Genomic DNA, 21,851 nt, shown 5'->3' with positions numbered 1-21,851 from the left:
CGATATATAAAATACAAAAAAGCTTCAATAGTAATTATTGAAGCTTTTTTATTGACCTATTTTTGATGTACTTAGGTTTTAAAAAAAAACTAACAACTTGTCTTTTAGTGTTTTGTAATTTTGTATATATTTATATCACCCGAAATCTTAAATCATAAATTATGAAAAACTTAAAAAATCTAAACGGTTTTAAAGCATTGTCAAAAAAAGAACAAGTTCAAATCAACGGAGGTGGAAGAACCTACTGTAAAGGTAGCAACATGTGTTGTACACGATTCAATGGTGGACATGAATTCTGCGACTATGGTTACTGTTTTGGAAACAGGTGTGTATGGGCTTAGTAAAAGTTCATAGTTAATAACTTCCTGAAAACAATTTTTTAGGCATCGATATTTATTATCGATGCTTTTTTATTTTTATACCCAAATTAAAGGGAGAATAATGCAACAATACTTAGACTTAGTAAAGCACGTTTTAGAAAACGGAAATGAGAAAGGCGATAGAACAGGAACAGGAACCAAAAGTGTGTTTGGATACCAAATGCGTTTTGATTTAAGTGAAGGCTTTCCGATGGTAACTACTAAGAAGTTACATTTAAAATCGATTATTTACGAACTACTTTGGTTTATTAAAGGCGATACCAATGTTAAGTATTTGCAAGAAAACGGCGTACGTATTTGGAACGAGTGGGCTGATGAAAATGGTGATTTAGGACCCGTATACGGACACCAATGGCGTAACTGGAACAGTGATGAAATAGATCAGTTAAAAGAGGTAATTGAGTCGCTTAAAAAGAATCCGAATAGTAGAAGAATGTTAGTTTCTGCATGGAATCCTTCGGTATTACCGGATACAACAAAATCGTTTTCAGAAAATGTAGCCAACGGAAAGGCAGCATTACCACCGTGTCATGCATTTTTTCAGTTTTATGTAGCGGACGGAAAGTTATCGTGTCAACTATATCAACGAAGTGCCGATATCTTTTTAGGAGTACCATTTAACATAGCATCGTATGCATTATTTACCATGATGATAGCACAAGTATGTGGATATGAAGCTGGGGAGTTTATTCACACCTTTGGCGATGCTCATATATATAACAATCATATGGAGCAATTGGAGTTGCAATTATCGCGCGATCCAAGACCGTTGCCAACCATGAAAATAAATCCAGAAATTAGCAATATAGAAGATTTTACCTTTGACGATTTTGAGCTAGTTGGATACGATCCACATCCTCATATTAAAGGAGTTGTAGCCGTGTAATTTAACTTTATTTTAAAAGGTTTCTTTAGTAAATTTGTAAGAGGAACCAAAAAAGTAATAAAATGACTACAAATATTGATGTTTTAAAGGACGATCTGTACGAAAAAATAGCAGAAATTAATGATGAGGAAATTTTAGTCGCAATAAAGACTTTAATAGATAATGTAAGAACGGACGAGGCTGTTACAACCAAGAGAGATTTAACCGGTTATATTAAGGAATGGGCTAAGAGCATGTAAGGCTCATTAAATTATATTTATGATTACAATTATTGCTGCAATAGCAAAAAACAATGCTTTAGGAAAAGATAATGACTTAATATGGCATCTTCCAGCAGATTTAAAGCGCTTTAAAAAAGTAACATCGGGACACCATATTTTAATGGGACGCAATACTTTTGAAAGCATAGGAAAACCTTTGCCTAATAGAACTTCCGTTATCATTACCCGAAATAACGACTATTTTAAAGACGGTTGTCTTATAGCCAATTCAATAGAAGAAGCTTTAGAGATGGCAAAAGAAGATTCTGATATCTTTATTATTGGAGGTGCGCAAATTTACCAACAAGCCATAGAAAAAGGATTGGTAGATAAACTAGATATTACCCTAGTACACCATGAGTTTGAAGCCGATGTTTTCTTTCCAACAATAGACCCTACGATTTGGGAAGAGGTTTCGAGAGAAAATTTTAAAGCAGACGATAAAAATAAATACGATTATAGTTTCGTTTCTTACGTAAGAAAATAATTTATGTCAATACAACTTACATCTATAACTAAAACATACGGTACACAAAAAGCTGTTAACGGAATTAGCCTAGAAGCTAAAAAAGGAGATATTGTTGGTTTTTTAGGGCCTAACGGGGCAGGGAAATCAACTACCATGAAAATTTTAACAGGATTTATTCAACCTACAGAAGGTACTGTAATGGTAAGCGATATTGATGTGATTCAAAACCCTATAGAAGCGCAAAAGAAAATAGGATACCTTCCAGAGCACAATCCCTTATATTTAGACATGTATGTACGCGAGTATTTACAGTTTCAAGCGTCTATACATCAAGTAGCCAAAACCAAAGTAGCGGAAGTAATTGAGCAAGTAGGTTTGGGAGTAGAAGCACATAAAAAAATAGGGCAATTATCTAAAGGATACCGTCAAAGAGTTGGATTGGCAGCAGCTATTTTGCACAATCCAGAAGTGTTGATTTTAGATGAACCAACTACAGGATTGGATCCGAATCAGTTGGTAGAAATTCGCGAATTAATCAAAGAATTAGGAAAAGACAAAACGGTTTTATTATCTACACACATTATGCAGGAAGTAGAAGCTATGTGCGACCGTGTGGTGATAATAAACAAAGGTGAATTGGTAATTGATAAACCAATTTCTGAACTAAAAACCAGCAATGAGCAAGTAATTAGAGTAACCTTTGATTATAAATTGGAAGAACAGTTTATAAAGCGATTACCTAATATTACTTCATTTAAAAATACGACAGAAAATAATTGGATTTTATCTTTTGAATCTACTGAAGATATGCGTCCAGTAATATTTGATTTTGCCCAAGAAAACGGATTAAAAATTCTAGGGTTGAATACCGAAAACAAAAATCTTGAAAGCTTATTTAGAGAGTTAACCGCTTAGTTTGTTAGAACTGTATGGAAATTGTAAAAAATATAGTTTTAGAAAGAACCGATAAGAAACCGGTTTTAATGGATGCCTTTTTTTCAAAAGAAATGAGGCAGCAACCTGTGGTAGTTTTTTGCCATGGCTACAAAGGATTTAAAGATTGGGGAGCTTGGGATTTGATGGCAGAATCGATAGCGAAATCGGGATATTGCTTTGTCAAATTCAACTTTTCTCATAATGGAGGAACCGTTGAAAACCCTATTGATTTTCCTGATTTAGAAGCTTTCGGAAATAATAATTATACCAAAGAGTTGGATGACTTACACGATGTGTTAGATTGGGTAGAAGTTTATTTTTCAGGAAATACTCATATCAATACGAACAATATTCATTTAATAGGTCATAGTAGAGGAGGAGGTATTTCCATTATAAAAGCTTCAGAAGATAATCGAATTCAAAAACTCATTACTTTGGCGAGTATTAGCGATTTTGGAAAGCGTACTGCTACTGTTGGTAATTTAAAGGAGTGGAAAGAAATAGGAGTAAAGTATGTTGTTAATGGAAGAACCAAACAGCAAATGCCACATTACTATCAGTTTTATACAGACTTTAAAGAAAACGAGGCACGATTAAATATAAAAGCAGCTGAAGAAAAATTAGAAATTCCACATTTAATTATTCATGGAGATCATGATACTTCTATTTCAATAAGCGAAGCAAAAGAGCTTAACGAGTGGAATTCAAAAAATGAACTGGTTGTTATAAAAGGAGCAGATCATGTGTTTAATGTAAGACATCCTTGGAATAGTGCTGAGTTATCTAAGGAATTAGAAGAAGTAGTAGCAGAGATTACTGCTTTTTTGAAACGTTAATAGTCTAGGTAAAATAGACAACGCCATTACGAAGCAATATTTTATAAAGAACCTTTTTAATGTGGAGCAGGCTACTCTACAAACATTCCAAACGCAATGGCGTAACAATCATTGTTTAAGAAGGGCATTCTTCTTATAGGGGTTGATTGTTCTGAGAATTACTCTCACCGTCCGTCGCAGGCGTGGCACCGTTAGGGGAACTACTGCTCCTATTATCTAAAACCAAATTGTATTGTTTGGTTAAAACATCTATTTCTTCCAAAAGAGTTGCATAACTTGGATTGTTACCCAATACATCGTGTGCTTGAATATGGCTAATTAAAGTTCTGTATGCAGTACTTGTAGTGGCTCTTAGCTCGGTAATATTGGTAATGGGATTGGCGGCAGTTTCTCCTACACGTTCAATGTACTTAGAACCAAAGGCTTGGTTGGAGGTTTTTAATTCGTTTACCCAATCGGAAATGTTTATTGCGTTGATAGCGGCAATTAACTCGGGTTGAGTTTCTAAATCGTTGATTAAACTATTAATAATAGCCGTTTCTTCCTGATAGCTTTTTCGGGTAATGTCTTTACCGTAAATATCAATACTAAGTAGAATGTTTTTAGCGTGGTCTTGTTGTGTGGTGTCATAATGATAGGTATAACCACTAAGCAAGGTTTTAATCCCTATAAAGGCTTTGTCTCTACGTTCGTCGAGCAAAATAATTTCTTGGGTTAAAGCGCTGCCTAAACTTTGTAGGAAAGCTTCGTCTATTTGATTGGTTAAAGAGTTTAAGGTATCTCGTTGCTCGGTTAACTCTAAAAGAGCAACATCTTGAAGGTTTACTAATACGAGAACGTCTTTCATGTATTGCAGATATTCTCCATTTCGATAGCGCGTAAGATAAGCTGTCGTCATAATAACAAATTTTTAAATTCAATAAATAGGGAGTGGAGAGTGCTAGCAATAAATGTTGTCATAGCTAGGACAAAGAAAAGTCAAATATTTGATAAATAAAAGATTGATTTTCAATAAGATGAATAAAAACTCAACGATATTATCAGCGGACTTCGCTGATTGAATAAAAAGCTTGCGAAACCATCAGCGAGCTTCGCTGACGCTTTCGAAACTCTGCAAAAGCTTCCCCGAGCTTCGCTGATGGTTCTGAAACTCTGCAAAAGCTTCCCCGAACTTCGCTGATGCTCTTGAAATTGTGCGAAGCCATCAGCGAGCTTCGCTGAAAGAAAAAAATGAAAAAATGCTGTTTGTGGATTGTAGATAAAAGAGAAGAAATAAGGAAAACCCTTACTTTGTTTACGGGTTTACGTAATTTTTTCATTTATGCCTTTTTTATATTTACAGCTAAAACTAATTAAAAGTAATAGCGATTTAATTACTAAATCGAAAACAAATATGAGTTCAAAATCTGATGCTTCTTCTAAAATATTAGGATTTAAATATCAAGAAATGGTAGCTTTAAAAGAGTGCTTTGAAGCAAAAGATGGTATAAAAATTTATTTAGAATGTTTGGGGGATGTTTCAGACGGAAAGACATCAACAGAAGTTAAACATTCGATTAAAGATGATAAAAAATTAATTGACACACATATTGACTTCTGGAAAACGGTATCTAATATATTGACAGAATATGATACGTTTCGTTTTTATGATAAATTCATTTTACACACTACGGCAGAAGTAAAAAAAGATTCAATATTTGAAAAATGGAATGATTTAAACAAATCTGAAAAACTCAAAAAAATTATAGCAATAAAATCAAATGACACGATAAAATCATATTACGACAATGTGAACGCATTTGATAAAAAAAAACTAGAGAAGATTCTTGAAAAATTTGAAATAAAAGATAATCAAAAATCAGCAAAAATATATTATAAAGATATACTACTCAATCATTCAGCAATTAAAAATATAATAAAAGAAACGAACAGAGAGCAATTTGTGTGTTCCTTACTTGGGTATATTTCAAAAGAGTTAATCCATTCCGAAACTTATATTTGGGAAATTGATATTGATACATTTAGAGAAAATTTTCAATCTTATGCAAACCAATATCAAATTGAAGATTTGAATTTTCCAATTTCAAAGGCTACTGCTGACATTTCTACAAAAGATAATTTCCACTTTGTAAAAATTTTAGAGAACATCCAATATGAACGAAAAATTGGTAACTCTATGAATAATTATTTAAAGGCTTCTGAAAGCCAAATTAAAATGATTGAAGCAAGAACTAGTTTGTCTGAAAATCTCGATAATTATGATGATGATATTAAAGATATTATTCTTGAACTTAAAGATAGTCACGTAGACCAACTAACTGATAAGTGTGACACTAATGAAAAATCAAGACGCTTTTTTGATGATAGTATTAGTGAAATTTCTTCAAAAACAACAATAGAAGGAATTAGAAACATAAGACCTTATTACCCTAAAGGTCGTTTATTACATAATGTGGAAATTAAAACAATTAACATTAATCTAGAATCAGAAGATGAAAGCAAGTGATATAGAAAGGTTAATATTTTCACCATTTCATACTAGTAAGATTTTACATCATTTTTTAAGTGGTGCTAAATCTGTTAACTCAAAATGCATAAAAACAGAATTAGTATATCTCGTATTACCTTTCATATACAATAAGCACGTTCAAAACAAATTAAAGCATTTAAATAAAAACTCAAAATTCAACCCATTTATTGAGAATAAAGATTTTGACATTTTTAGAAGCTCTTTAAATCAAAAGATAAATGATTATCGAGAAATAACAAATACATCAATTATCATTCTAGCAAATGAAATGGATCTAGAAATAAACAAATATTTAGCGCCAAAATCTGATATTCATTATAATAACGAAAAAGATATTTACCTAAGACCAATATATAAATCATCATATAACTTAGGTATAATTTTAGGAAAAGAACAATATTTATCAGTATTTAAAAAACTTAGAATTACAGAAATATGAGTACAACTATAAAACAAATAGCTGTTTTTAGCAATACAGGAAGTAAACGATTTGTACCATTTAATGATGGTTTAAATATCATAACTGGAGATTCTAAGACCGGAAAAAGTGCACTTATTGAAATAATTGATTATTGTCTATTTTCATCAAGGTCAAGTGTTCCTGTTGGAAAAATAACTGATTTCACTGAATTATTTGTAGTCGTATATAAGGTAAATGAGTTTTATATTGTTGTTGGTCGCCCTGCACCAAAAACAGGAAACATGAGAAGTGCTTATCTAAATATTGAAACTGATTATAAAACAATTGAAGATATTAAGTATGATTATTTTAATGACATATCATTAAAACCAATTAAAAATGATGTTCAAACTGAATTTGAAGAAATACTTGGTTTGTCATTAAAGAATTTGGAATCAGATTACGAGAATTTTGGTAAATTATCGATTAGAGATACTGTTTCTTTTCTTTTCCAACATCAAAACTTAATTGCAAATAAACATTCACTATTCTATAGATTTGATGAAATAGCCAAGCGTAAAAGAGTTGTTCAAGCCTTACCTGTATTATTAGGTGTAGTAGATAGTGAATATTATCAATTGGTAAAACTAATTAAAGAAACTGAAAGAAAAATAACAGCTGAAGAAAAAGTTTTAGCTCGTATTCAAGAAAAAAAGTCAAATCAAATAGATAATATTAGAGACCAAATACAAATTTACTATACAATGTTAGATCTTACTCTAGAAGAAGGACTTTCATTACGTGAATTAAAAAAGATAGGTCTTAATCTACCTATTCCGCCAAAAATACTCACAGACCAGACAAAATCATTTACTAAACTAGCTCAATTAGAAAATGAAAGAGAAGTGCTCTATGTTGAGAAAAATGAAATTGAAAATGCTATTTCTAGTCTTCTATCAAATTCAGAAGATAGTTTAGGTTATGCAAAACATCTAAAGCAAACCAATGCTAAGCAAAAGTATAATACTTCAATTGATGAACTAGCTTGCCCTCTTTGTGATAATTCAGTTTCGTATATTAGTGAAAATATCAATAAGTTAAATGAATCGAAAAATAAACTAATTGAAGAACTTACAAAAGTAAATACATTTTCAAAAGACAGTACTCAGATAATAGAGAAGTTTAGAAAAGATAGAAAAGTTATAACAACCAAAATAAAATCAATATCCAATAACATTAAAATACTTACAAAAGAAAATGTTGATATAGAAAAAATAAAAGGGAAAAGAGAATTAATAATACACCAAAAGGGTGTGTTAGAAACGACAATTAAACATCTTTTAGAATCTAACGATTTATCTAAGTTTAATAGTGATTTAAATGCTTTAAAAGAACAATTAAAAGAGTATAATAAAAGAATTTCAAAATATAAGAACATCAAGCAATTCAAAGCAGAAACGGAACTATTCATAAAAGAACAAATGGATAGAATTGCAAGCAAGCTAGATTTTGAAGAAGAACTTAAACCTATTGATTTTCAATTTAATATTGATGATTTTAGTTTTTATCATAAACATAAATCAGATAAAATAAGATTATATGAAATGGGAAGTGGAGCAAATTGGTTAGCCTGTCATCTTTCTTTGTTTTTATCTTTCTTGCATTTATCTTGTAGAAATTCTGAATCTATAATTCCGTCATTTTTAATGATCGATCAACCAAGCCAAGTATATTTTCCAAGAACAGCTAAAAAAAGTGAATTAGACTCTGAAGACGCAAAAGAATATGATGAAAACATTAAACAAGTAATCAACATATTTACTGTTTTAGATGAGGAAATTCAACTAATATATAAAAATACAAAAGTTAAACCTCAAATTATAGTATTAGAACACGCTAAGGAAGATGATTTTGAGGAATACATAATTAAAGATTGGGTAAAAAGTGAAGGAGGAGGATTGATATAAAATAGAAGTTGATTATTCTAAGAAAGAAATTATTAGAATTATTTTAACAAAAATTGTCTTGATTCCGCTAGTGCCCCGCTTCCGCTAGTCTCTGACTGATGGTGACAGCTTTACTTCTTAAAATTGCTATATTTACCACTAAAACTTAATTATATAAACGCCTTAGTTGTTTGTATAAAGAATTGCGAGAAAAGATAAAATGAGTCGAGTTAATTTATTAGTGGTAATTATTTCTTTGTTACTAGTGTCTTCTTTTTCCTATGGGCAGGACACCATAAGATTAAATAAAAAGCCAAAGGTTATACTTAAAAGCTGGTATCCAGATTTCAAAGAGCTTCCACATTTAAAAGTTGATGAAAGCAAAGTTCTGTATATAAGCATTCCTGATGTAGAAAATACTTCAATTTCAGATAATAATATTCATTTAATATCTTTAAATAATAGTGTTCAAATTAAAGAAACAGAAAAACTAAACCAATATTTAGTTAGTGTTACATCAACCAGTAAAAGTCATGTGGGGTTTGAGTTGTGGCTTGAGCTGAATGATAAAACGATTCTTATAAAAGAGAATTCCAAATGGTTAGATATAAGAAAACTATATCGTGTAAAAGGAAATAAGGTTTTGATAGCTATAGTTAAACTGAAAATAGAAAAAGAATAAATGTAATCTGTAACAGATTTTACACATAATTAAATTGAATGAAAGAGCACGATTATTTAAACCTGAAAATTGGAGATATTGAACAATATTCAATGGTTGTGAAAAAGAAAGACTTACCTAAATGGAAAAAATTAGGTTGGCTAGAATATACTGAGATTGGATTGCCAGAAGGAGATGAGGAAGCTTATATGTTGTATGGAGAAATTAAAAAGGATGAACAATTAATATTCAATAGACCTAAATTATTCAAACAAACAGAGAAAGAAAGTCTTATTGATTTAGAGATTATAGATTTTAGTACGCACCTTGGAACATATGGAATGGGAGGAGCTGGCTTTTTTGGATTGCTACTTAGTAATGATCAATACTTGACTTATGCTGTATGGAATGCTGGGGAATATGTATTGATAAACAACAGAGTGGTAGAGTGCAACCCTGATTTATACAATAAAACAAAACCATGGGTTTCAAACTATGGAGATGATAAAACTTGGAACTTTTTAACTGAGTACATTTCTGGTGGTAAAATTATAGATTATACAATTAGTCATGACTCTTTTGAAATGGAAGTGAGTAATAAAGGAGAGGTTTTTAAAATTAATTTTGTTAAAAATGACAAGCGATTACCACGAAAAGTAGGAAGAAAACGAAATGCCTATAAAAAAGGACAGGTAGAAGACTATATTTTGTTTCAACATAAAGATGGAACATTGATAGTTTAAATATTGTGAAGTGGTGTTTTAATTTGAAATGGATGATTGTATGAAGTAATTAAGTTTTTATTAAATGACAAAAGAAGAATTTTCAACATTAATTAATGGAGCAAGTTTTATTTCTTTTAAGTTTGCTCAAGAGTTCTTAAAGAACAAGTTAATCCCAGAATTTAGATATGATGTTTATTTAAATATGTCTAATGATAATCCTGCATTGACTCAATTTGATATTTACCCAGAGGATAATGAAAGAGTTGAAACTGGATTAACATATAAAGAGGTTAGAGACTTACTTTATAGAAAAGGGAAAGTTCCTGTTTGGATAGATATTGCGGTGCATAAATCAGATAGGAAAATAACAACCTTTAAACTTCTATGCGCGGGACGTTACTCGGATGATAAGGAAGAGTATTATTATCAATCGGGAGGAACAGGACCGTTTGGGATTAAAAGTCCTAATCTTCCAATTGGTTACAAAGAAGGGAAAAAGTTTAGATTAAAAAAGAATAGATAACAAAGACTACAACCATCATTCTGTGGAATGGAGGTTAGTTATAACCTTGTATACAATTAAAATTAAATGAAGATTGATAAAGAAAAGGTTTTAGATCTTTTAAAAGAAAATTATACAACCCCACGTGAAATAGATAAGGTTTTAGATACGAGTAAGTATATTTTTATTACTCACAAGCATAAAGATTATGAAGCAGATGATGAAAGAGGAGGCGTTTTTGGATCTGGACCAATTGTGTATAACAAACATACTAAAGAATATTATGCTGCTTGGGGAATTGATTTTATTACAGGAGATTATTCTAAATACTTGGATGAGATTTCTGAACCTGAAAGCAAGCCTAGCTTAGAAAAAATAAAAGAAGGAGTATATAGGAGGAATTATTTAAACGAATCTGATATAGTAAAGTTTATCAAGTTAACTCGTAAGAACGAAATAGAGTTTGAACTTAGAAATGTAGAAGATTATGACTATGACAATAGAAAGGTTATTGTTGAATCTGCTGATGCTAAGTTATTAGAATCACTTAAAAATTTTCTCGATTCAATAGAAATAGAGTGCAGCTTTGTTAATAAAAAAGAGGTGTTAGTAAATCAAATAAAAAGTTAGTAATAATACTGATTGATTAGAACTATGGAATATTTATCAAAATACGAAATCGAAAAAGATGATGTAAGGAAGCTTCAGGACTATAATTCTAGAGATGGATTTGAATTAATTGAAGAAAACGATTTTGAAAGTATGCTTGAATACTTTGAGGAATACGAGGTTTATAATAACCTGATTCCTATAATGACCGATAATAATTCGAACTATTGGTGTTTGTATGTTGGTGGCAAACTAAAAGGAATGGTTTGTTACTTAGCTAATGAAGAAATGAACCTTGCGCCTAGATTTAAGAGTATTACCAATTTGATAAACACCATTTATCAAAACCCTGATGCTTATGATTTTGATGAATTGGATATTGAGGTTTTTGACTATCCGAAAAGAGGAAATGATATTGATTTAGAGAATAGAAGAGAGATTATTGAAGGGATTTTAAATGAATTGGAAGAGGTTCCTGAAAACAAAGAAGATCTAAGGCAACAACTAGCGTATTCTGCCATGACACTGGTAAAGGCAGATGAAATTGAGTCTTATATTTATCCTTTTTTGGAAGATGAAGATATGTACATTCAAGAAAAAGCAATAGCTACAATAGGGTTTCATAAATACAAGCCAGCAAGAAACAAGCTGATTGAATTAACGAAAACAGCAATGGTTAATGGGAAATCGGCAGCAGGAAGAGCGTTAAAAGAGTTGAATAAGTAGCGTGAATCTGGTAATGAAAAAAATATTTGTAAGCCTTCTTATACTTTTCTCAAGTTTTAGTTATGCTAGTGACTGTAATTGGGGAGGGAATTTTATAAAAGCTTCCAAATATTCCGAGCTTATTGTAAAAGTAAGAGTGCTTGATAAGTATTATCATTTTGAAGATAATAAAACTATTAATCAGAAAGATAAGGCAGAGTTTGAAGATTATCTTTTTGAAAAAAATCAAAACTTTTATGAATCAATAACAGTGGAGATAATTGAAGTAATTAAAGGAAGAGAGAAACGAAAAATTGTTGAAGTTTTTGGAAGTAATGGTAATGATTTTAAATTAAGTGTTTCAGGATTTAAAAAAGGGAAGTATTATATATTTTCATTGCATAAAACAGTAGAGTCGTCGTATAATTTACCAAATGAAGGAAAAGATGATTATCATATTGACGGATGTTCTGAAAATTATTTGGAGTATTTTCCTGAATCAAATGAAGTTTATGGTTTTATAAAAGGCAGGTCTGATAGAAAAAAGAAGCGTAAATATTCTTACAAAAAACTGAAAAAGAAAATAAAGGAACGTAACAAAGTATAGTCTAGTAAATAAGAGAATATATCAATAGCATAATACCTACTCATAGGTATTAAAACAAGGTGTATTTCAATATAATTTTGACAGTAACTAATCTTAAAAGCTATTGTCATGAATAAAATTATACTTTTTGTATTACTTTTTTTAACGCTATCTCTTTATTCACAAAAAGAAGATACTATTATAATTATTGATCCTTTTGGCCTTAATAAATATCCTAAAAAAAAGTACAGATATGGAAATACTGTAAAGTTTAAAATAACCAATGTTAATGTGTTTAAACTTAGCGGTGGAGTTGAAGGAAAAGGAGAAACTCCTGTTTTTGAAATACCTCAGGTTTTTAAAGAAAAAGAAGAGGTAGGAGAAGGAGAAGATAGTAAGGACGGAGGTGATAAATCTAAGCAAAAAAAAGGCTTAGGTATCGATAGAAAATTAATGGATAACATATTAGATCCTAACTACGATTTAAAAGAAATAATAAGTTCAAAAGAAATTTTTCTAAAAAATAAACAAAAATTCATTGCTAATCTTTATAAAATAAACAACTACTTGTCTTTTAAAGATCGATTGAATTTAGAGTTAAAAGATTCTATTTTTATTAGAGACTTGAAGGTGTTAAAAAGTAATGTAGGGTCTTATTATGCTTCAACATTTAATACAGATAGCCTAGATGATTTAACCGAAGTAGATAACACATTAGGTAAGTTATTGGAAAACTACAGCAAAATGAAGTTTAACTATGACCTTATTAATAAAACATTAAAAGCTGAGAAGTTTAATTTAAAAGGCGAGCTAAAAGCAAGTAATGAAAAAACAGTTTTTAAAGTAGAGAAAGCTGAAGTAAGTGTTGCAAGGAAAAAGTATTTTGAAAAAGAAATGGCTTATGTAGATAAATTAAGAGACTCTTTGGTAAAACCAGAAACTCAAAAAATGATTAAGGACAAAGCAATAGAAGGATTGAGTTTATACAAAAAAATTAAAGAAGAAAGTTTTGATGTATATACAGATTCGTATCAGTTGTTAGATGATGTAGTAACATTAACACCAAAATTAAAAAATTCGAAAGGAAAGGTTGTATACTCTTTTGAGTCTATTCAACTTAAAACAAGGTATAAGTGGAAGGTGAATTTTAGTTCTGGTTATTTGTTAAGTTTTATAGGAGATGAGAACTTTTCATATAAGACAGATATGGGGAAACAAGGAGTACAGAAAGCTGAAACGAGTAAAGTAACCCATGCTTTAGGAGGAATGCTTCACGTATATAAGAATATTTCAGATGGTTTTCAACCAGCACTTTCAACTGGACTAAGTGTAAATTCTAATGGTACTTTAGGATTTTATGGAGGACTATCCTTTTTGTTTACAGAAAAGAATAGAATGGTGTTTACATTGGGGTATTCACTTACCAATGTAAAAGTATTGGATAGAGGAAATTTAGATGATAACAATATGTTTGTGAATGCAAATGATTTAGAAATAAGATACAATGATGTTTATAAAGGAGCCTTTTTTATAGGAGTAACTTATAACTTATCTAAATCAAAATAACTAATAGTAACTTAGAGAGTTTTTGAAATATGAATGTATTAGAAAGTTACTATGATTATTCCTATTCAAAATATTTAAAATAGGAAATTATTTTACTTGTACCTCCTTTGTATGGACTGTCCTTGTTATAAAGAAGGTACAAGTAAAGTTATTTTAGAAATTGGCTAATTAATAGGAATAGCGATTCCTAATCCACTTCTAAAACCAGTCCACCCTGTAGTGACTTGTTTTCCTGATTTATTTATTAAATATGCGTCTTGAATACCATTAATATTTAATTGATTGCCAAGGGTTAAGTCAAAACCAATATTAGCTCTGATAATAAAAAATGAAATAGGGTATTCGTAAATTAACGATGTACCTACTCCTATGTCAATAGAGCTAAGTTTGATCAAATTTTTGTTTTCAACTGAGCCGATTTTTGAATAGCTATCGAGTTTTAAATTAGAAAACATAGCAAACCCTTTAAAGCCTATTTTAAACTTATCACTTAAATTTAAGTGATACATTCCACCTAGGGTAAAAGCACTTAGAGGTTGCTCGAGTCTAATTACCCCAGAAAAATCTGAATACGATATTTTACCTCCAGTAGAGTTATAACTTACAAAAATAGAAGTTTTAATATCTGTTATTTCATATCCAAGAGTAAAACCAACGTGACTAGAGAAATCATCGGTTATAGCTATGGGTATTTGAGGATTAATATCATTGGCAAGCTCTTTTTGAAAGTTAGATAAGCTTGAATGTGAAAATGTATTATAGTTTGTTTCTATAAAGATTTTTCCTTTTTGTGAGAATAAATTCAAAGAAAGAATTAAAGTAATAAGTGTAATTATCTTTTTCATTAGAAATCATTTTTTAAATAGAAACCTCTTTTAGATATTAAATTATTATTAAGTAGGTAGTAATCAGCTTCTCTAATTGTTTTTATTGATTTTAATTCTTGAGTGTCCATATTGAAAAAATATAAGTCATCTATAGAGTTATTATATGTTTTCTTTAGTAAAAGAGTATTATATATGGGGTCGTATTTTACATTATAAATTTGAGGTAGATTTTTTATAGTTCTTTTTTGTTTAGTGTTTGCGTCCAAAATAAAGAACTCCCCTCCAGAAATTGGAACATACATTTCGTTTTTATTTTCATTAAATACAATTTTAAAATTTAATAATCCTGTATCGAAAAATTCTACATATGTGTCTCCTTTACGAATATAAATAGAATGTCTTTTTGAGAAATACTTTGCAGAATTTGATAAGCTAAATTGATTATCTGCATCTGTAGAATAGAATAATTTTTTTGTATCTGAGTTGTGAAAGTGAATTTTTCCCCATGAGTCGTCTAGCGATTCAATAATAACTATGTTATTTCTATATCTAACTAATGAAGCTTGAGTTATAGTGTTATAGTCCTCTCCATTAAATTGTTTTTTTACGGAAAGAGAATTTGTATTTATAACTAAAGATTTTTCATTTAAATCTAATATTAAGTCTCCTTCAGAATTTAATATTAAATCTCCTTGAGATCCTTTAGTTTTTGAAATTAAGACCGAACGTTCTAGATTAAGATTTGTAGAGTTGTATTGTTGAATATAGACCTCGTCTTCTATTGGGTAGTAATTGTCTTGTTCAATTTTTAAAAGATAAATTTTATCTGTAGATTTATCATAAAGGATTTTTTTTACAGTATCAGGAAATGTAGATGGTGAACCTGTGTGTATAGGGGTGTTAAAAAAATATTTTCCAGAATAAATAAAATCATCAATAGGAGAAATACCTGCATTTGGAAAATGTAACCTGTAATCAAAAGCTTTTCCAAAAGCCACGTTAGGATTATCTATTATTTTTTCTCCACCAATAGTTGTTAGGTTTTTTTCACCATCATAAAAGTTGTACGAAGCACTAAGGTATGTAAAGTTAAAAAAAGGAACATTATTGTAAAGTGGATACTTAGTCCAAGTTAATTTTAATTTATTTCCTTTTATAAAATTAGCATTAAATTTAAATGTATTAGGAATATTGATTTCTTTTACTTCTGAATCGACACTTTGAAAGTTATTTTCAATTTTAGTTTTGTACTTTAGATTTAAATTGGAGGCTTTTATGTCTTTATAAATTCCTTTTTCTAAAACTTCTTTAGTTAAAATGATATTCCTATAAAATGATGATGTGTTTTTGACTTCTTCTACATTAAGTGTAGCAGTTATAGATTTTCCTATTTCGTTTATTAAAAAATAGGGTTTGAAATATATAAAAATTGAACCTTCTTTGTGTTCAATTTTATCAATTTCAAGGATTTTAGGAGCTTTGTCCACGAGGAAATTAAATTTTTCTTTTTTTAAAAAAGCTTCCTCTCCACTAATTTCGGCTAAGCTCCCAGAACCTGTCTTAAAGTAATATTCAATATTTAAATTATGCTCTCCGTTATTTAATTTTTGGATATCTAACAAGAATGAACCACTAGATTTACTTGTGGTATGTATTAATGACCCATTAATATAAAATTTCATTTCATATAAAGAGTTTTTTAATGGGGCATTATAGCTGTAGTTTATGTTTCTAGGAGTTGTAAGTGTTTCTCCTTCAGTAAAGTTAATTAAACTGAGGCTAACTGTAGGTTCTTGTAATTCAATGTTGTTATAAAAGTCTTCAGCTAGTTCATATTGACAGCTAGAAAATAAAGTGCCAATAAGTAGTATCCATAGTAAATGAATATTTCTTTTCATAAGTAAAGCAATTTTAAATTAAGGGCGCAAAGATATTAATTCAACTTGTAATCATCACGTTGTTTATCTGAAGTTTTAAAATTTAACAAGATGTTTTAGCGTTCTTACTTGGTGGATTTAGTATAGTTTTTAGTATATCAAGTGGTTAAATGTAAACTTTAAGAACCTCTGTTTGTAGAAAATGAATAGTATTGTAATCAAAAATAATTAAAAGCCTAGCTAGAAAACTTGTTTTTGTAATATACCTTTAGCCAAATCCTTTTTAAAATCAAAAAAGTAACAGCTTCTGTATAGTCCTCAATAGTTGAGGTATTAATACTTTTTAAAGTAGTTTCCGAAACATCAATACGGTAGAGTAGGTTGTAATAGTCATCGGTATTGTTTAAGAGTAAGTCTTTTACAGTTTCTTGAAGTTTGTTTTTTAGTTCAACAGGACTGTTTTGGGTGTTGAAAGTAATATCTAAACTAACAAGTTCAAAATCTTTATTTAGTTGCTGTACCAATTGTATATATAAAGCCTTATCAACCACGTTGGTTAATAAGGCTATACTATTTTGATACTCTTGAAGCATTTAATTTAGCTTGTAATTAATATGCTGTTCGTCTAGTGTTTTGAGGAACTCACTAGAAATTTTAATCTTCGTGGTTCTACTAGGTAAATTCAGTTCAATTTTTTCTTCGGCATCCCAAATAGTAAAATGTAAACTTTGCGAACCTCTGTTGATGGCAAACAGATGCTGTAAGTCTTTAATTTTCTCTTCTTTTACTTCGTGTAAAGGCATTTTAATAGTTACCTTTTTACACATTTTATCCATAATGTCGTGCAGTAATAAGAATTCGTTAAAGCCAACTCTAGGGTCACCTTTGACACCTTCTTTGTTTACCCAACCAGGTTTAATAGTTGATTTTACGTATAAGAAAGAATTCGGAACTAAGAAGTGTTTAAACTTTAGATAATCTTCACCAAAAATTCTAAATTCGAAACTATCATTATAATCTTCCATAGTAAAAGCAGCCCAGCCTTTACCAGCTTTTGAAACTCGATGCTGAACATCGGTTACAATTCCAGCAAAAGAAAGTCCCATACCTTCATATCTAGCAATGTCTTTAAAATGTGAAAGAGAAGCGTTACAAAATTTCATTTCGTTTTTAAAGTCATCAAGAGGATGGGCAGAAATATACATTCCTACTACTTCCTTTTCTCTAGCTAATAGCTCCATGGTTCCCCAAGTATCACATTCAGGGATAATAGGTTCAGGTAAATCTACATCTGAAGCTTCACCAAATAAAGACACCTGTGATGAATTTAAATTCTCTTGATATTTATTACCAAAGCGCAAGGCTTTTTCTATAAACTTCTGGCTCTTTTCGTCTTCTACAAAATACTGTGCTCTATGGGTTTGGGTGAAAGAATCAAATCCACCTGCTAAAATTAAACCTTCAAAAGCTTTTTTGTTAGCTACACGTAAATCTACACGTTTTGCCACATCGAATACAGAAGTAAAGTTTCCATTTTCTGTACGTTCGTCAATAATAGCTTTTACGGCAGATGCACCCACACCTTTAATCGCTGCCATTCCAAAACGAACAGCTCCTTCTTTGTTTACAGAGAATTTAGAAAAGGATTCGTTAACGTCTGGCCCTAATACTTCAAGTCCCATACGTTTACATTCTTCCATAAAGAAGGATACGGTTTTAATATCGTTCATGTTATTTGATAATACTGCAGCCATATATTCGGCAGGATAATGCGCTTTTAAATAAGCGGTTTGGTAAGCAATCCAAGCATAACAGGTAGAGTGCGACTTATTGAAGGCATAGGATGCAAAGGCTTCCCAGTCTTTCCAAATCTTCTCTAAGGCCTTTTCGTCATGTCCATTCGCCATTGCTTGTTTCACAAACTTAGGCTTCATTTTCGCTAGTACCGCAATTTGTTTTTTACCCATTGCCTTACGAAGTACATCGGCCTCACCTTTGGTAAAGTCTGCTAACTTCTGTGAAAGTAGCATTACTTGCTCCTGATATACTGTAATACCATAGGTTTCAGCTAAGTATTCTTCTAGTGCTGGTAAATCGTAAGTAATTTCTTCATCACCATGTTTTCTTCGAATAAACGAAGGAATATATTCTAACGGTCCTGGACGATACAGGGCGTTCATGGCAATTAAATCTGCAAAAACTGTTGGTTTTAGTTCTCGCATGTATTTTTGCATCCCAGGAGATTCGTATTGGAATATCCCTACCGTTTCTCCACGTTGGAATAATGCATATGTTTCTTCGTCATCAATAGGGAAGTTCTCTGGATCGAGCTCCACACCATGACGTGCTTTTACAATTTTTACAGTGTCTTTAATAAGGGTTAGTGTTTTTAACCCCAAGAAATCCATTTTTAGTAGTCCCGCACTTTCCACAACCGAGTTGTCAAACTGCGTAACGTACATGTCGGAATCTTTAGCCAACGATACAGGTACGAACTTGGTAATATCGTCTGGAGTAATAATTACCCCACAGGCATGAATTCCCGTATTACGAACAGAACCTTCTAAGATTCGTGCTTTATTAATGGTTTCAGCTTCTAATCCATTACCGTTAGCAATAGATTTTAATTCGTTAACCATTTCAATTTCCTCAGAACGAAGTTTTTCTTTCAATCCTTTCTCGTCAAGAGAGAAGATTTTTTTAAGTTTCATTCCCGGGATTAACTTGGCAATTCTATCGGCCTCAAATAATGGTAAGTCTAGTACACGAGCAGTGTCACGTATAGAAGACTTTGCAGCCATGGTACCGTACGTAATAATTTGTGCTACCTGATTGGCACCGTACTTATCAATTACATAATCCATTACACGGCTTCTTCCTTCATCATCAAAATCGATATCGATATCGGGCATGGATACACGCTCAGGATTTAAGAAACGCTCAAAAAGTAAGTCGTATTTAATAGGGTCAATATTGGTAATCCATAAACAGTAAGCTACCACCGATCCTGCTGCCGAACCACGACCAGGTCCTACGGAAACTCCTATATTTCTTGCCTCTCTAATAAAGTCCTCTACAATAAGGAAGTAACCAGGATATCCTGTTTTTTCAATTACTTCTAACTCAAAGTCTAAACGTTCTCTAATGAGTTCAGTAATTTCACCATAACGTTTTTTGGCTCCTTCGTAAGTTAAGTGACGTAAAAAGTTGTTCTCACCTCGTTTTCCTCCATCTTCATTGTCTTTAGCATCTGTAAATTCTTCAGGAATATCAAAGGCAGGTAATAATACGTCTCTGGCTAAGGTAAAAGGCTCTACTTTGTCTACAATTTCTTGAATGTTAATAATTGCTTCGGGAAGATCTGCAAACAAAGTTTTCATTTCTTCCGTAGACTTGAAGTAATATTCGTCGTTTGGTAATCCGTAACGATATCCTCTTCCTCTACCTTTTGGAGTTGCCTGTTTTTCACCATCTTTTACACATAATAAAATATCGTGTGCATTAGCATCTTCCTTACCTAAATAAAAGGTATTGTTAGAAGCAACTACTTTTATATCGTGCTTTTTAGAAAATTCTAAAAGCGTTTTATTTACTACCTTTTCATCTTCTTGTCCATGTCGCATTAACTCAATATATAAGTCATCGCCAAATTGTTCTTTCCACCATAGTAAAGCTTCTTCAGCTTGTGTTTCTCCTACATTTAATATTTTACTAGGTACTTCACCATAAAGGTTCCCTGTTAAAACAATAACATCTTCTTTGTATTGTTTGATAACTTCTTTGTCGATACGAGGTACATAGTAGAATCCATCAACAAAGGCAATAGAAGACATCTTTGCAATGTTATGATATCCTTTTTTATTTTTAGCTAATAAAACTACTTGGTATCCGTTGTCTTTTTGACTTTTGTTTGTATGGTCTGAACAGACAAAAAACTCACAACCTACAATAGGTTTTAATGGTTTTTGTGTAGGTTCTTCTCCTTTTTCAATAGCTTCTTGATTGGCTGCTTCTACCGCTTTGTTATGACCAAAGACTGCTTGCACAAAATGGAAAGCTGCCATCATATTACCAGTATCGGTCATCGCTACGGCAGACATGTTATCTTCTCCAGCTGCCTTTACAATATTTCCAATCTGAATAGTCGATTGTAATACCGAATACTGTGTGTGATTATGTAAGTGAGCAAATTGTACATCTTTAAGCGCTGCTAAACCTTCAGAAGTAGAAACAGTAGTTACTTCACCATTTTCTGCTTCTTTACGCTTACGTATTTTTTCACTTTCCTTTTTAAGGTTTAAGTGTTTTAAACCAATAACCTGAATTGGCATTGGGTTAGCTTCCGAGTAACGTTGGAAATAATCAGCAGGAACATCTAATTGTTCTTCTGTATACTGACGTAAACGTATTAACTCTAAGAAACAACGCGTAGTTGCCTCCACATCGGCAGTTGCATTATGCGCTTCACCAAATCCAGTTCCGAATAAATGATTGTGTAATTCGGTAAGTGTTGGTAATTTAAACTTACCACCTCGTCCACCAGGAATTTGACATAATTGTGCTGTGTGTTCGGTACAGGTATCTAAAACAGGAAGTTCTGTTAAGTTATTTTCAATACCTAAACGATGAAATTCACATCCCATGATATTGACATCGAACCCAACATTTTGACCTACAACAAATTTTGTTTTGCTAAGTGCTTCATTAAACAATCTTAAACCTTCGTCTAAAGAAATTCCTTGTTCAAGAGCCAAATCGGTAGAAATACCATGAATACGCTCTGCATCATAAGGAATGTTGAATCCTTCTGGTTGTATAAGGAAATCATTATGCTCTATTACATTCCCCAATTCGTCATGTAATTGCCATGCGATTTGTATGGCTCTAGGCCAGTTGTCGGTATCGGTTATTGGAGCATTCCAACTCTTAGGTAATCCAGTAGTTTCTGTATCGAAAATTAAATACATCTATCAGCTTAATTTAATGAAGTGTTCTTTGTAAAAAAACAGTGTGTAAAAATACGAAGAATTTATGGTGTAACCTTTAGAAGTTATTAACGATAAAATTTAATAAAAGGTAAAATGTTGAAATACTGCATGGTGCTTATTTTTAATGTTATCTAGGTGTTAAGTTTTTAAAATAGCTAATAA

At 31.1% G+C, this 21,851-nt stretch carries 21 protein-coding genes; 16 read left to right on the top strand and 5 right to left on the bottom strand.

All coding sequences use genetic code 11. The annotated features are described in order from the left end of the window. The first annotated feature begins 161 nt into the window (after positions 1-161). The 6 genes from F7018_RS15975 to F7018_RS15955 all read left to right on the top strand — a co-directional run bounded on the left by F7018_RS15975 (position 162) and on the right by F7018_RS15955 (position 3,767). Positions 162-341, top strand: coding sequence for a hypothetical protein (locus F7018_RS15975; protein ID WP_150901102.1), 180 nt, complete (start codon positions 162-164; stop codon positions 339-341). Positions 342-441: 100 nt separating this feature from the next. Then, complete coding sequence (locus tag F7018_RS15970; protein WP_150901101.1) at positions 442-1,266, top strand: thymidylate synthase; 825 nt, start codon at positions 442-444, stop codon at positions 1,264-1,266. Positions 1,267-1,328: 62 nt separating this feature from the next. Then, complete coding sequence (locus F7018_RS18560) at positions 1,329-1,505, top strand: hypothetical protein (RefSeq protein ID WP_175578758.1); 177 nt, start codon at positions 1,329-1,331, stop codon at positions 1,503-1,505. A 19-nt stretch (positions 1,506-1,524) separates the two neighbouring features. Further along, positions 1,525-2,013, top strand: coding sequence for a dihydrofolate reductase (locus tag F7018_RS15965; RefSeq protein ID WP_150901100.1), 489 nt, complete (start codon positions 1,525-1,527; stop codon positions 2,011-2,013). A gap of 3 nt (positions 2,014-2,016) precedes the next feature. After that, positions 2,017-2,910, top strand: a complete 894-nt coding sequence (gldA, locus tag F7018_RS15960; protein WP_150901099.1) for a gliding motility-associated ABC transporter ATP-binding subunit GldA — start codon at positions 2,017-2,019, stop codon at positions 2,908-2,910. Positions 2,911-2,924: 14 nt separating this feature from the next. Next, on the top strand, positions 2,925-3,767 hold the full coding sequence (locus F7018_RS15955; protein WP_150901098.1) for an alpha/beta hydrolase family protein: 843 nt from the start codon (positions 2,925-2,927) through the stop codon (positions 3,765-3,767). Between the two features lie 133 nt (positions 3,768-3,900). Here the strand turns inward: F7018_RS15955 and F7018_RS15950 are convergent, their stop codons facing one another. Beyond that, the gene (locus tag F7018_RS15950; protein WP_175578757.1) at positions 3,901-4,614 is read right to left on the bottom strand and encodes a DUF6261 family protein; all 714 of its coding nucleotides are present in this window, start codon (positions 4,612-4,614) and stop codon (positions 3,901-3,903) included. A 474-nt stretch (positions 4,615-5,088) separates the two neighbouring features. On the opposite strand from F7018_RS15950, the gene F7018_RS15945 reads away from it, so the two are divergent. From F7018_RS15945 to F7018_RS15900, 10 genes are all read left to right on the top strand, one after another. Beyond that, positions 5,089-6,273 (top strand): hypothetical protein, encoded by a 1,185-nt coding sequence (locus F7018_RS15945; protein WP_150901096.1) that lies wholly within the window; start codon positions 5,089-5,091, stop codon positions 6,271-6,273. Continuing rightward, positions 6,260-6,736: a three component ABC system middle component gene (locus F7018_RS15940; protein WP_150901095.1), complete on the top strand. Its 477-nt coding sequence runs from the start codon at positions 6,260-6,262 to the stop codon at positions 6,734-6,736. Before F7018_RS15945 ends, F7018_RS15940 begins: the two co-directional genes overlap by 14 nt. Further along, positions 6,733-8,664: a DUF3732 domain-containing protein gene (locus F7018_RS15935; protein WP_150901094.1), complete on the top strand. Its 1,932-nt coding sequence runs from the start codon at positions 6,733-6,735 to the stop codon at positions 8,662-8,664. Before F7018_RS15940 ends, F7018_RS15935 begins: the two co-directional genes overlap by 4 nt. Positions 8,665-8,863: 199 nt before the next feature. Continuing rightward, positions 8,864-9,325 carry a hypothetical protein gene (locus F7018_RS15930; RefSeq protein WP_150901093.1) on the top strand — a complete coding sequence of 154 codons (462 nt, stop codon included), beginning with the start codon at positions 8,864-8,866 and terminating at the stop codon, positions 9,323-9,325. A gap of 38 nt (positions 9,326-9,363) precedes the next feature. Next, complete coding sequence (locus F7018_RS15925) at positions 9,364-10,047, top strand: hypothetical protein (RefSeq protein ID WP_150901092.1); 684 nt, start codon at positions 9,364-9,366, stop codon at positions 10,045-10,047. Between the two features lie 64 nt (positions 10,048-10,111). Beyond that, positions 10,112-10,552, top strand: coding sequence for a hypothetical protein (locus F7018_RS15920; protein WP_150901091.1), 441 nt, complete (start codon positions 10,112-10,114; stop codon positions 10,550-10,552). Between the two features lie 66 nt (positions 10,553-10,618). Further along, positions 10,619-11,161, top strand: coding sequence for a hypothetical protein (locus F7018_RS15915; protein ID WP_150901090.1), 543 nt, complete (start codon positions 10,619-10,621; stop codon positions 11,159-11,161). 24 nt (positions 11,162-11,185) lie between these two features. Beyond that, complete coding sequence (locus F7018_RS15910) at positions 11,186-11,866, top strand: hypothetical protein (protein WP_150901089.1); 681 nt, start codon at positions 11,186-11,188, stop codon at positions 11,864-11,866. Between the two features lie 13 nt (positions 11,867-11,879). Further along, positions 11,880-12,452 carry a hypothetical protein gene (locus F7018_RS15905; protein ID WP_150901088.1) on the top strand — a complete coding sequence of 191 codons (573 nt, stop codon included), beginning with the start codon at positions 11,880-11,882 and terminating at the stop codon, positions 12,450-12,452. Positions 12,453-12,560: 108 nt separating this feature from the next. Then, complete coding sequence (locus F7018_RS15900) at positions 12,561-13,997, top strand: hypothetical protein (RefSeq protein ID WP_150901087.1); 1,437 nt, start codon at positions 12,561-12,563, stop codon at positions 13,995-13,997. A 164-nt stretch (positions 13,998-14,161) separates the two neighbouring features. Here the strand turns inward: F7018_RS15900 and F7018_RS15895 are convergent, their stop codons facing one another. The 4 genes from F7018_RS15895 to dnaE form a co-directional block, all read right to left on the bottom strand. After that, a complete protein-coding gene (locus tag F7018_RS15895) occupies positions 14,162-14,842 on the bottom strand; it encodes a hypothetical protein (protein ID WP_150901086.1) in 681 nt (226 codons plus the stop codon). Beyond that, positions 14,842-16,722: a hypothetical protein gene (locus F7018_RS15890; RefSeq protein ID WP_150901085.1), complete on the bottom strand. Its 1,881-nt coding sequence runs from the start codon at positions 16,720-16,722 to the stop codon at positions 14,842-14,844. The genes F7018_RS15895 and F7018_RS15890 overlap by 1 nt, the downstream gene beginning before the upstream one ends. Positions 16,723-16,937: 215 nt before the next feature. Continuing rightward, on the bottom strand, positions 16,938-17,294 hold the full coding sequence (locus F7018_RS15885) for a hypothetical protein (protein ID WP_150901084.1): 357 nt from the start codon (positions 17,292-17,294) through the stop codon (positions 16,938-16,940). Then, entirely contained in the window at positions 17,295-21,668 is a 4,374-nt protein-coding gene (gene dnaE / locus F7018_RS15880; RefSeq protein ID WP_150901083.1) for a DNA polymerase III subunit alpha, read from the bottom strand. Positions 21,669-21,851: the final 183 nt, after the last annotated feature.

The sequence above is a fragment of the Tenacibaculum aiptasiae genome, from assembly GCF_008806755.1.
Classification (GTDB): domain Bacteria; phylum Bacteroidota; class Bacteroidia; order Flavobacteriales; family Flavobacteriaceae; genus Polaribacter; species Polaribacter aiptasiae.
The sequence above is the reverse complement of the archived record's forward strand: the minus strand, read 5'-3'. Positions and strand labels throughout refer to the sequence as shown.